Annotated in this window: 8 protein-coding genes and 3 pseudogenes; 4 read left to right on the top strand and 7 right to left on the bottom strand. The window is 70.5% G+C overall.

Features of this window, described 5'->3' with window-relative positions; translation table 11 throughout:
- Positions 1-161 precede the first annotated feature (161 nt).
- Positions 162-1,056, bottom strand: a pseudogene (locus MCAG_RS14075) (ISL3 family transposase); the annotation flags it as partial.
- 101 nt (positions 1,057-1,157) lie between these two features.
- Between MCAG_RS14075 and MCAG_RS29695 the strand changes: the two are divergent.
- Positions 1,158-1,346: pseudogene (locus tag MCAG_RS29695) on the top strand (DDE-type integrase/transposase/recombinase); the annotation flags it as partial.
- A gap of 13 nt (positions 1,347-1,359) precedes the next feature.
- The gene (locus tag MCAG_RS29690; protein WP_007073648.1) at positions 1,360-1,884 is read left to right on the top strand and encodes a hypothetical protein; all 525 of its coding nucleotides are present in this window, start codon (positions 1,360-1,362) and stop codon (positions 1,882-1,884) included.
- Positions 1,885-2,005: 121 nt separating this feature from the next.
- Here the strand turns inward: MCAG_RS29690 and MCAG_RS14065 are convergent, their stop codons facing one another.
- Positions 2,006-3,010, bottom strand: a complete 1,005-nt coding sequence (locus tag MCAG_RS14065) for a hypothetical protein (protein WP_007073647.1) — start codon at positions 3,008-3,010, stop codon at positions 2,006-2,008.
- Positions 3,011-3,448: 438 nt separating this feature from the next.
- On the bottom strand, positions 3,449-4,066 hold the full coding sequence (locus tag MCAG_RS14060; RefSeq protein WP_007073646.1) for a DUF1524 domain-containing protein: 618 nt from the start codon (positions 4,064-4,066) through the stop codon (positions 3,449-3,451).
- Positions 4,067-4,087: 21 nt separating this feature from the next.
- Between MCAG_RS14060 and csb2 the strand changes: the two genes are divergently transcribed.
- On the top strand, positions 4,088-4,876 hold the full coding sequence (csb2, locus tag MCAG_RS30805) for a type I-U CRISPR-associated protein Csb2 (protein WP_007073645.1): 789 nt from the start codon (positions 4,088-4,090) through the stop codon (positions 4,874-4,876).
- A gap of 263 nt (positions 4,877-5,139) precedes the next feature.
- On the opposite strand, the gene MCAG_RS14050 is transcribed toward csb2, so the two are convergent.
- Positions 5,140-5,742, bottom strand: a complete 603-nt coding sequence (locus MCAG_RS14050; protein ID WP_050778182.1) for a response regulator transcription factor — start codon at positions 5,740-5,742, stop codon at positions 5,140-5,142.
- 34 nt (positions 5,743-5,776) lie between these two features.
- Positions 5,777-6,952, bottom strand: coding sequence for a sensor histidine kinase (locus MCAG_RS34785; RefSeq protein WP_007073643.1), 1,176 nt, complete (start codon positions 6,950-6,952; stop codon positions 5,777-5,779).
- Positions 6,953-7,128: 176 nt separating this feature from the next.
- Here MCAG_RS34785 and MCAG_RS14040 point away from each other — a divergent pair, with 176 nt between their 5' ends.
- Positions 7,129-9,348 carry an MMPL family transporter gene (locus MCAG_RS14040; protein ID WP_007073642.1) on the top strand — a complete coding sequence of 740 codons (2,220 nt, stop codon included), beginning with the start codon at positions 7,129-7,131 and terminating at the stop codon, positions 9,346-9,348.
- 171 nt (positions 9,349-9,519) lie between these two features.
- Here the strand turns inward: MCAG_RS14040 and MCAG_RS14035 are convergent.
- Positions 9,520-10,660, bottom strand: a pseudogene (locus MCAG_RS14035) (IS701 family transposase).
- 53 nt (positions 10,661-10,713) lie between these two features.
- Positions 10,714-11,889 carry a metallophosphoesterase gene (locus tag MCAG_RS14030; protein ID WP_036373383.1) on the bottom strand — a complete coding sequence of 392 codons (1,176 nt, stop codon included), beginning with the start codon at positions 11,887-11,889 and terminating at the stop codon, positions 10,714-10,716.
- Positions 11,890-12,135 lie beyond the last annotated feature (246 nt).

Raw genomic sequence — 12,135 nt, 5'->3', positions numbered from 1 at the left:
GCTGAGCCTCTAAAGCTGGCAGGTAGCGGCGTGTCTATTGCTTTGGCCGGGTGATGTCTCTCCAATCTCTACCAGGTCCGGTGGCAGGCGGCGACGGTTACCTTGGGTGGTCATGTGCTGGACGGGGTCGCAGCCGTTCGCCGGGGTTGCCGTCATCGGGTGCGTGCGTGGCGTTTGACGGTGTTCAGGGCCAGTTGTAGGCGGCGGGCGGATTCGAGCAGGCCCACGCCCTAATCGAGCAGGTCGTGGACCTGGTGCCAGCGTTGCAGGGTCGTCTGTGCGCGGGGCCCGTCGTAGATGGGTGCGTCCAGCACGGGGGCCCAGCAGGTGCTGTGTGCCTTCACCTCGCTGAGGGTCGCTTCCCACAGGTTGTGCCATAGGTGCCACCGGTCCGCGACCTGCACCGCGTGGGGTAGGGCGCGGCGGATGGCTTCGGCGTAGGTGGCCGAGCCGTCTCGGCACACGACCTCGACGCCGGGATGCTCGCGCAGCCACGCTTGCAGGGTGTTGGCGGTGCGGTCGGGCAGTACGTCGATCCGCTCATGGGTCTCGGCGTCGATCACCACGGTGGCGTAGCGGTGCCGCCGGCGCAGGGCGAAATCGTCGGCGCCGATCACATGGGGTGTGCGCCCGGTGGGCAGCGGGATGCGCAGCAGGGTGCGCAGGGCCGTGTGGCGGGACAGGCCCATGGCCGGTATCGCCGGCAGACGTGCCCCTGCCCGGCCCGCCAGCTCCTTGACGACGGCTTTGACTTGCCTGTTCAGACGGGCCGTGCGGCGCTGGTACCGCTCCAGTTCCCGGGAACCTGTTCCCGGAAGGTGTGGCGGCAGCCGCGCGTGGGGCACACCAGACGCCGTACCCGCACGCGGACCACCCCCGCCGCCCGTCGACCGGCACGTCAGCCACCGTGCGTCAGTGATAGCCGTGGACCCGCCCTGACGAGGCCCCGCACGTCGGGCAGACCGCGGTGTCCCGCGGCGTCGGGGCCCGCACGACGATCCGCTCGCCCTCGTCGGTCACGTCCTCGATGACCAGCGGCAACAGCCCCGAGAACACCGTCTGTACAAGTCTGTTGACGTCCTCCACATAGGAACCACGACAACGGCCACTGTCTGTCACACCGAATGTGAGACAGGGCCGTTCGTTTTACAGTCCCGGAAGTGGAGGAGTTGCTGGTCGAGCGAGGTGTCGAGGTGGATCACGTCATGGTCTACCGGTGGGTGCAGCGGTTCACCCCGCTACTGGCCGATGCCGCCCGGTTCGCTCGTCATTTACCTGGTGACCGCTGGTTCGTGGACGAGACCTACGTCAAGGTCAACGGTGTCTGGCGGTACGTGTACCGGGCCGGATGGTGATGCGGTGGTTCATCGCAGCCCGCTCGGGCTGGCCTTCACCGGAATCGTCGACGGCGACTGGACCTGGGGCGTCGACGTTCTTGCTGACGGCCGCACCGCCATGGGACCCGGCCGGTGGTCCTACCGTGTGATCGAGCGCTGCGTCGATCAGCGTCTGGAGAGCCACGCCTTGCTCGTGACGGTCAGCGGCTGGTTCCATCGGACCTTCACCTGCTACACCCCGCGCGGCGTGGCCCCAATAGTGGACGAGCGGCACCTACCGCAGCGCGTACCCGAAGCGACCGGCCCGACCGATTCCTGGTGGCTAAACGGCGACGCGGGTGTCGCTGTCCAGGCCCAGCTGAGCGCTTGGCCACACGACCGAGACGTGTGGACCATCCGGTACTTCACCCGGGCACCGGCGCAGGCTGCCGACGCGAACCCGGTCGTCTTCGGGGCAACAATCCACGAGACCGTACCCGCGCTATGGTGCACGCTGTGCTCCCACCTGGTCGAACCGGGAGGCACCTGCCACCGCCTACGTCCCTGATCGATGGAAACCAGCTGGCAGCGAGTCGGGTGTAGGTGCCACCATTGCGCGCTGGTCTACCTTCGCCCGGATCGGCGAGGCGCCGGTCGAGGCCGATTGACCCGGCGCCGCCCGCCCACCGTCAGAACCCGGGGTCGGCGAAACCTCTCGGGGCTGGCAACTGGCGTCCGTTGCGCTCCGCGACCGTCCACAAGTACATTCCGGCGTCGTCGCCCTCCTTGATGATGTAGTTCTCGAGCAGGGCGCCGTCGGGGTCCAGGGCGTCGTACCGCTCCCACTGCTCAATGCAGAAGAGGAAGGCTGGCAACAGGTCCGGCGAGTCCGGCTCCTGGCCGCTGTCCGCGATTGCAGCCAGCGCCCCGGGGTAGCCATCGGTGACGAGCTCGCACAGTCGCTCGCGGCCCGGGCCGGGACCCAGGGCACGTAGCCACCGGCGGTATCCCTCGGCCGCCGGTGCCGGGAACGCCCTGTCGTCGAGGCACACCAACTCATCTACCAGGGATGCTGGGTCGTAGCTGTCGAGCAGGTCGAACCGCCTCTTCAGGATCGCCACGATGGCGAGCCCGGCGCGGTACCCGCCGAGCGGCGCGGGCTGGCACAGGTGGGTGTTGGTCAGCGCGAGATCGAGCACCGCGCGGGCCTCCAGCTTCCCGTCCATGGGTTCGCGCAACGGCTTCGGCGTGCTTCCCAGCGCGCTCTCGAAGTCGGCGAGGAGGATCGGGTGGTCGGTGGCGCGCAGGAGGTCGGCCGTCGCCCCGCGCAACTCGGGATCGGCGGACTTGAGGGCGGCCGCAAGCACCCGTCTACCGTCCGGTGGTGCGGTGACCAGCCGTACCCGTGGTTTGTGCGGGCAGTCCGGCGCGGGCGCGAGCAGGAACCGCCACGCCGGCCCCGGCGTGGCGGTCAGGGTGTCCCAGACGCGGTTGGTCACTTTCTGGTCGCTGCCCCAGGCCAGGGCCAGGGCCTCCTCGGCCATCGCCGCGACCCGTTCGTCCCGCGCACCCGTCATCAGCCGGGCCACCGCAGCGACGTTGCCGGCAGGTGGGCGCCTCAGCCGTCCACAGAGAATTCGGGCGGCGAGCCGCGCCGACGGGCCGGCGCTGCTGACCGCGATCTGCTCCAGCATCCCTCCATCATCGGTTCACCTTCAGTTCGTGGGGTCCTACGGAAAGTCAGGAACCGGTGGCGTTTAGTGCCGGGGGTTCGCTGCCGGAATCAACCGTTCGAGGCCCGCGCGACCCGGCCGGTGCGCCGAGGAGCCGATCGATGAGACGGGATTCGCCCGCCCAGGTAGTCAGCGGGGAGCCTGCACAACGACGTCAGTGAGCGGGCGGTGCGCGACGAGCGTGGGCCGGGATCGGTGATCGGCAGTACGGTTCCGTTCGTGCTTGGTGGCGTCACGCGGCCCTTGATCTTCGTGGACATCGACGGCGTGCTTCTGACGTTGCGCGCTCGGCCGACTGGTGCGAGCCGTTCGGTGATCGGCGGTGCGGTTGCCGCCTCGGGCCCCTTGGCGTCGGCAGCCCCGCTCGCGGGGCTGCCGACGCCAAGATGTTGGGCGGGTTCAGGACGAGCAGGTGTTGAGCATGCTTTGCAGGGGGGACTTCTCTGACGATTGCAGCCGCAGGTCCCAGGCGTACTTTACGGTGATCCACATCTTGCTGTAGGTGCAGCGGTACGACGACAGCGATGGTTGCCATGTCGACGGGTCTTGATCGCCTTTGGATTGGTTGACGTTTTCGGTTACCGCGATCAGTTGCGGGTGGGACAGGTCGTTGGCGAAGCTCTGCCGGCGGCTGGTCGTCCAGGCGTTCGCGCCGGAGCGCCATGCCTCGGCAAGGGGGGCCACGTGGTCGATGTCGACGTCCGACGCGGCGGTCCAAGTCGCCCCGTCATAAGGGCTGTACCAGCGGCCTGATGTGGCCTGGCATGAGGAGTTGACGACGACCGAGGTGCCGTCGCGCTTGAGAACCTGCTCGCGCGTGTCGCAGCTGCCGCTGATGGTGATCCAGTGGGGGAACAGGTCGCGGGAGTAGCCGCTGGTGGAACCCTCGTTGGCAACGGTGAGGGCGTTGAGCTGCGACTGCGCGGTCGCCTTGGAGGGGATCCCCGGCGGCGTCGCCTCCGCGGTCCCCGCGCTGGTGGCCGAGAGAAGCGCACCGACGAGCGTGGCGAGTGTCAGCGTCACGGCGCGCACACGGGGTTGTGCGAGCCCGGGCGTCTTCGTAGTCGGTCGTGCGCCACACGGCAATTCGACAGCGCCATCACCGCGATCCGCTTCGCCGTCACCTCCCGCGTCCCCCTCAAGACCACCCACGGCGTGATCCTCGCCGACGAGATCCACCGAATCGCCGCAAGCAGACTCGACGGCCCACGACCCGCCGTGTTCGGCCAACGAGGCGCGGCAACAAACCACCAACACGCCCACTGGATTCCCATCCCCACCGGACCCGAGCCCGGCGCCACCGTTACCGGTTTCCTCGTCTGGGTACCCGGCGGACTCATGCTCGACGAAGTCAGCCACCTCATCGGCATCCGCCGTGCCTCCGGACGCCGCAGCGGCTACCAGGTCAAGGGATTCCCCGAAGTCGACCTCCTCCTGCAGGCGACCGGCACACCGATCCAGGTAGCACCCGAGCTCTGGGGCCCGGCCAGACGGTGGCGCAGCCTCACCCCCTACCTACCGGTCCGATACCCGAAACGACAAACCCTCGACGAGTACATCACCGCCGACATCCGAACCGAACTCAACTACCGCAACCTCCCAACAGCGACCGTCACCCGTCTCAGCCCAGACAAAGGCCTCTCCGACCACTGGGCCCGCGCCTTCCGCCGATACCGCCTCCCACCAGAAAAGCTCAACGACGCCCGGCCAGGACTCGGCGTCAGCCTGGAGTTCGACCAGGACCACGAAGGACCGCTCGCGCTGGGCCAGCTCAGCCACTTCGGATACGGAGTCTTCATGCCGCAGCCGTCAGGACCGCCCAGGTAGATCGACGCACGTCGCAGGGGGTGCTCTGGCGGCAGTCCTGCCCGCGTGCCGACTGCACCATGGCGTACGCACGAGCTAGCCTGGCACGGCTCGCTGCATGAGCTGCTTTGGCTGTTCCTGCCGGCAAGTCCGGCCTCCGTTGCGGCGAGCCGGGCGCCTGATGTTTCAGGATCACGACGGCATAACCCGGCCACCCGCCCTCCGGGCACGCCGGCAGCCCACGCCGGCCCCGCCACTACACCGACTTTTTCAGCTCGAAGTAGCTAGGCGCCGGGGACGATGCGGCGGGTCTCGTACGCCCACATCGCGATCTCAACCCGGTTCCGGACGCCGAGCTTGCCCATCAGGCTCGCGAGGTGGGTCTTCACCGTGCTCAGACTGATGTGCAGGGCGTCGGCGATCTCCACGTTGGTCAGCCCCCGGGCGACGGCGATGAGCACGTCCTCCTCGCGGGCGGTGACCGGGACGACCGGCTGTGTCATGGGCCGCCCGACCGGCACGTCAGCGAACGCCTGCAGCAGGCGCACCGTGACGCTCGGGGCGATGAGCGCCTGACCGTCCGCCGCCGACCGGACGGCCTGGACCAGCAGCTCCGGCCCGGCGTCCTTGAGCAGGAACCCGCGGGCGCCCGCGCGCAGTGCACCGTAGACATGCTCGTCGAGGTCGAACGTGGTGATCACGACGACCACGAAGGGGTCGGCGACGCCGGGTCCGGCGAGCTGACGGGTGGCCTCCAGCCCGTCGAGGACCGGCATCCGGATGTCGAACAGGCAGACGTCGGGCCGCAGGTCACGGGCGAGCCGCACGGCCTCGCGCCCGTCGGACGCCTCGCCGACCACCTCGATGTCGGGCTGGACGTCCAGCATGATCCGCAGCCCCGTGCGGATGATGGCCTGATCGTCAGCGATGACGACGCGAATGGGCTGCACTGTGCGTCCTCCCCCGGGGCAGCTCGGCCTCGACCTGCCAGCCGTGCTCGGCGCCCGGCCCGGCCCGTAGCTCGCCGCCGAGTATCGCGGCCCGCTCGCGCAGCCCCGCCAGACCATACCCATCGCGGCCCTTGCCGGCGCGGACCCCGTCGTTGCGCACCGTCACCGTGATCCGCTCCGGCTCGCCGGTGACCCGGACGATGATCCCGCTGGCGTCAACGGAGTGCCGCCGGGCGTTGGTCACCGACTCCTGCACGATGCGGTAGACCGCCGCGTCCACGGCCGGTGGCAGCGCGTCCAGGTCGCCGTCGAGCCGCAGGTCGATCGGGAGCCCGCCGCCGGTGCCGCTCAGCAGCCGCTCCAGGTCCGTGACCCCGGCGATGGGGGCCAGCTCGGCGCCGGTGCCGCGGTCCCGCAGCGCGGCGACCATGGCCCGCATCTCCTCCAGCGTGCGCGCGCCCTCCTCCTCGACGCCCTCCAGCGCCTCGACGGTGGCGGCAGGGTCCACGGCCGCGAGCACCCGGCCCGCCTGAGCGCGGACGACGATCGCGGAGACGTGATGGGCCACGGTGTCGTGCAGCTCCCGGGCCAGTCGCTCACGCTCTCTGGAGCGCACCCCGTCCAGGAGCCGCTCGCGGGCGGTCGCCTGGAACCGCACCGACGCCCCGATCACCGCCGGCATGAACAGGAACCCGAACCCCGCGATCTGCTCGGCGGGCGGGGTGATGTCGTCCTCGACCGCCTGGACGACGAACGCCGCGAGGAGGATCCCGATACCCAGGACGATCTCCCGTCCCGATCCCCACCGGAGCAGCGCATACACCAGCAGCAGCGCGATCACGCTGCTGCCAAGCCCGACCGGCTCGCTCGGGTCCGCTACCAGTGACGCCAGCCCGAGCAGGATTATCGCACCGAACCCGAGCGCGACCGCCGCCAGCGGCCGGGTCCGGCGCCACATGAGCAACGCGCACAACCAGACGGCGAGCACGAGGGCCACCGGCCGCCACACGAGGTCGTCGCGCAGCGTGGCCTCGGTGACCGCGGTGCCCAGTCCCGCGGCGAGCAGCGCCCAGTCCCGCCACACCCGTACGGGCACGTCGGGGGGCCGCGGCTCGGTCCACAGATTTCGCAGGTCATCGGTCAGCACGCTTTCCAGCCTAGGGATCGCACCGGCGCGCGCATCGGCCGAAAGAACGGCGGACCGCTCGGCCCGGGGAGGGACGGATCTGCGGCTCGCAGGCCGATGCCCGCCGGTGCTGCGACGACGAGCCTTTGCATCGGCGGCCGGGGTACAGCGGCCGAAGAGGTCATTGGAGGACCCCGATGCTTTCGAAAGCCCTTTCCCGTCTGGGCGGCGGCGCGGCCCGCCATCCGTGGCGGATGATCGCGGCCTGGCTGCTCGTCGCCGTGCTCGCTGTCGTCGCCGCGAGTGCGTTCGGTGGGCGGCCCGCCGACTCAATGACCGCTCCAGGGCTGGACTCGCAGCTGGCCGCGGAGCTGATCGAGCAGACCGGCACCGGCCAGGACGGCATGACGGCCCAGGTGGTCGTCACCCCGCTCGACGGCGGCGTGAGCTTCTTCGACCAGGGTGCCGCGCGGACGGCGCTGGCCCGGCTGCAGGCCGAGGTGCGGCAGCTCCCGCACGTGCTCGGCACCGGCGAGCCGGTCCAGGCGCTGGAGGCCGGTGGCGACGCCGCCGTCCGCGCCGGTCTGGTTTCCGCCGACGGGCGGATCGCGCTGATCCGGGTGCAGTACCCGCCGCAGGACGAGCTGTCGGCCAAGGACCTCGACGCGCTGGTCGCCGCCGTGGAACGGCTGCGCGGTGAGCTGCCGCTGCGCATCGAGATGGGCGGGGACCTGTTCTTCGCCTTCTCCGATGCCGGCGCCGGCATCGGCGAGTTGGTCGGCCTCCTCGCTGCGGCCACGATCCTGTTCCTGGCGTTCGGCTCGCTCATCGCCGCTGCGCTCCCGATCGGCATGGCGATCTTCGGGCTGACCGTCGGCATCGCCACGATGACGGTCCTGGCCAGGTTCATCGAGGTACCGACGTTCGGGCCGGTGCTCGGCAGCATGGTCGGGCTCGGCGTCGGCATCGACTACGCCCTGTTCGTGCTCGCCCGGCACCGGGAGTACCTCGCCGCGGGCATCGAGCCGCCCGAGGCGACGGCGCGGGCGGTGGCCACGGCCGGGCGGCCCGTGGTGTTCGCCGGCGGCACCGTCGTCGTGTCGATCCTCGGCATGGCGGTCGCGGACGTGCCGTTCATGACGATCGGCGGGCTCGCGGTCGCCCTGGTCGTGCTGATCATGGTGCTCGCGTCGGTGACGCTGCTGCCGGCCTTCCTCGGCCTCGCCGGTGCCCGCCTGGGCCACCCGGGCCGGCTGATGCGCCGCGTCGTCCGGCGGCGCGCCGCTACCACCGCGGGCACCGGGTGGGTGCGCTGGATCGGGCACGTGAACCGGCACCCGGGGCTCTACGCGGTCTGTGCCGCCGCGCTTCTGCTCGCCGCGATGCTGCCCGTGCTCAGCCTGCGGGTGGGTCTGCCGGACGACGGCTCGATGCCGCAGAACCGGACGGAGCGCAGGGCGTACGACCTCGTCGCCGAAGGCTTCGGGCCAGGCGCCAACGGTCCCGTCATCATCGCCATGACCACCGCCGGGGATCCGGGCGCGCTGGACCGGGTCGTCACCGCAGTCACCGCCGACCGGGGCATCGCGTCGGTCGCCGGGATGCAGGTCGACCAGGCGACCGGGATCGCGACCCTGGTGCTGTTCCCGACCAGCGGGCCGCAGGAGAAGGCCACCACGGACACCGTCGCCCGGCTGCGCGCCGACGTCCTGCCCGGCGCGGTCGGTGCGGGCCCGGCGAAGGCCCACGTCGGCGGCGCCGCGGCGAGCCTGTCCGACGTCGGGAAGCGGACCAGTGACCGCATGCCGGCGTTCGTCGGCGCCGTGCTGGCGCTGTCCTTCGTGCTGCTGCTGCTGGTGTTCCGCTCGGTGCTGGTACCGCTGAAAGCCGTGCTGCTGAACCTGCTGAGCATCGGCGCGTCCTACGGCATCATGGTCGCGGTCTTCCAGTGGGGCTGGGGCGGCGCGCTGATCGGTTTGGAGTCCACGGTGCCGATCGTGTCGTTCATCCCGATGTTCATGTTCGCGATCCTGTTCGGCCTGTCCATGGACTACGAGGTGTTCCTGCTGTCCCGGGTGCGGGAGGAGTACCTGCGCACCGGGGAGAACCGCACCGCGATCGTGCGGGGCATCTCCGGCACCGCTCGGGTCATCACCTCGGCCGCGCTCATCATGGTGGCGGTCTTCCTGTCCTTCGCCGTCGCGGACGACCCGTCGACGAAGATGTTCGGCCTCGGCCTGGCCACCGCCATCTTCGTCGACGCCACGATCGTGCGCATGGTGCTGGTACCGGCGACCATGACCCTGCTCGGCAACGCCAACTGGTGGCTGCCGAAGTGGCTGGACCGCCTGCTGCCCGGCGGCCACGAGCCGCTGGACGAGGCACCACCGGTCCGGGAACTTGAGACGGTGCACTAGTACTGCAACGGCATTGTCATGGGTAGCCGCGTCGTCGGTAGTGGCAGGTGCGGGCTTGGTGTTGGCGTCGTCGTCGCCATCTCGACCAGGCTCAGACGTGGCTGGGTTGGCGTTCTGATCGCACAGCCAGTGCGGTGAGTAGTCTTCGGATCTCGGGCACGGTGAAGCCGATCAGCAGCTCGTCGTCCGGGCTGGTGCCCCTTTTACGGACTGGGACCGGGCCACCGCCAGCCAGGCGTGAGCGGCCATGGACAAGGTGATGTGGGCGTACCAGGCCCGCCAGTCCCGCACCTGGTACTCATCAAGGCCGGCCTCGTTCTTGGCCTGTTGGAAGCATTCCTCAATCGCCCACCGGCTCCCGGCGACCCGGGCGAGGTCGACCAGACGGCTGCGGCGGGGCCCGTAGCAGACGTAGTAGGCGATTTCACCGGTGGCGAGGCTGCGCCGAGCGAGGAGCCAGTGGCCTCGTCCCGGTTTCCACCACATCCGGACCGGCACCCGCGCCCACCAGTACCCCCGGGGGCCATGCGCGCCAGCGCCGGCGGACAGCCGGCACCACGACCGCGCGGGCAGGGCGGCGATCAGAGCGTCGGCCCGTGCACGGCCCATCGAGGTGGTGACCATGTCGTCGTTGCGGCGGGTCGCCACCACGTACGGCACGTCCCGCTCCTCCAACCACACCCGCAGCGTCTTGCACTGGCCGTACGCCTCGTCCATCGTCACCCACCCGACCGGCACCCCCGCGTCCAACGCGCGGCCGAGCATGACCCGGGCCATCTCCACCTTCGTGGCGAACCCCACCTCGTCGGGAACACCGGCGGCCCGGCACCGGTCCCGGTCATCGGTCCACGACACCGGCAGGTACAACTGCCGGTCGATCAACGCGTGCCCCCTGCCCGACCGGTAGGCCAGAAACACCCCGACCTGACAGTTCTCCCGCCGCCCGGCAGTCCCGGAATACTGCCGCTGCACCCCGGCCGACCGCACACCCTTCTTCAGGAAGCCCGTGTCATCCACGATCAGCACCCCAGCCGGGTCACCGAGATGCTCGATTACGTAGTCCCGCACATCGTCACGAACCGCGTCGATGTCCCAGTCCGCCACCCGCAACAGCCGCTGCATCCCATCCGGCGACATATCACCGGCTTGCTCCGCAACGGTCCATCCGTTCTTCCGATCCAGACCCGAGACCAGCCCACACAGGTACTGCCTCGCCCGCCGACGCGGCTGCTCCCGGCGAAACCGCACCCCGATCCAGGCCATGAAGCCGATCCAGCTCCGCCTGCCAACGCTCAACATCAACACCCGTCACAGGCTGACCAACGAACCCGAGCAACACTCGACACGCTCAGTGTCGTTGCAGTACTAACCCGCCCGGAGGGTGAGCAGGGTGATCTCGCTCGGCGCGAAGATCCGGAACGGCGGACCCCAGAAACCGGTCCCCCGGCTCGTGTAGAGCTGGGTCCGGCCGTGCCGGCTGAGGCCCTGCACGACCGGCTGGTCGAGCCGGACCAGGTAGTGGAACGGCCACATCTGGCCGCCGTGGGTGTGCCCGGACAGTTGCAGATCCACGCCGGCCGCGACCGCGTCGTCGATCTGCTTCGGCTGGTGCGCCAGCAGCAGCACGGGCAGCCGCGGGTCGGTGCCGGCGAGCGCCGCCGCGTGGTCGGCCCGGTGACCGGCGACGCCGGACGAGGCAGCGGTCACGTCGTCCACCCCGGCGACGACGAGCCGGGCGCCACCCCGCTCCACCACGAGGTGCCGGTTGTGCAAGGGCTCCCAGCCGAGGGTCCGCATGTGGTCGACCCAGCCCTGCGCCTGGCCGTAGTACTCGTGGTTGCCCGTCACGTACACCCGGGCCAGCCGGGCCTGCACAGTGCCCAGCGGCGCTGCCTGCGCCCGGCGCTGGTCGACCGTGCCGTCGGCGATGTCGCCGGTGTGGCAGACGATGTCGGGGGCCAGGCCATTGACCACCTCGATGGTGCGGGCGGACCAGCGGGCCCGGTCGATCGGGCCGTAGTGGGTGTCCGTCAGCAGCACCACCCGGACCCCGTCGAGACCGGCGCCGAGCCGGTCGATGGTGACGTCCATCCGCCGGACCCGGGGCACCCGCATCGCCTCGGCGTAGCCCCAGACGGCCAGGACGATCGAGACGGCCGCCGCGCCGACCGCCACGGCTCGGGACCGCACCGGATCGGCGACCCCTGCGGCGGCCAGCGGGAGCCGGGCCACGTTGCCGAGCAGCGCCCAGACGAACAGGATCCAGACCAGGCCGAGGAGCGTGTCCCCCGCGCGGGCCGCCGCGTCCAGCCGCCGGCGGCCGTGCCCGAGATACATCAGAACGGGGAACGCGACCACCGCGACGACGAACACGGCCGTGCCCGCGGCCACCACCGGCGCCGGCCACCGCGCCGCCGCCATCAACGTCCACCACGGCAGCCCGAACAGCAACGCCAGGACCGCGATCAGCGTCGAACCGGACACCAGCGGTCGCAGCGCCCCTCGCGCCGGCCGCACCTGTACGGCATCGCCAGCAGCCATCGTCGTCCTCCCGTCGGGGTCCGTGCAGCATGACACGGTCCGGGCCGGATCGACCACGCCCGAAAACCGGGACGGATCCGGCCGTAGGTGATCGATCCGAGGCCGGGGGCACCTCGGCTCGGATACGGTCAGCGGATGGCGTACGACGCCCGGCCGAGAGCCTGCGCCTGATCATTTCAGGAACGCCGGACGGCCCCGTGCGGTTGAGTCGGCGCCGTCGTTTCGCGCCAGTCGCGGTCGACGTGG

This window comes from Micromonospora sp. ATCC 39149, assembly GCF_000158815.1.
In the GTDB taxonomy this organism is placed as follows: Bacteria; Actinomycetota; Actinomycetes; order Mycobacteriales; family Micromonosporaceae; genus Micromonospora.
The sequence above is the reverse complement of the archived record's forward strand: the minus strand, read 5'-3'. Positions and strand labels throughout refer to the sequence as shown.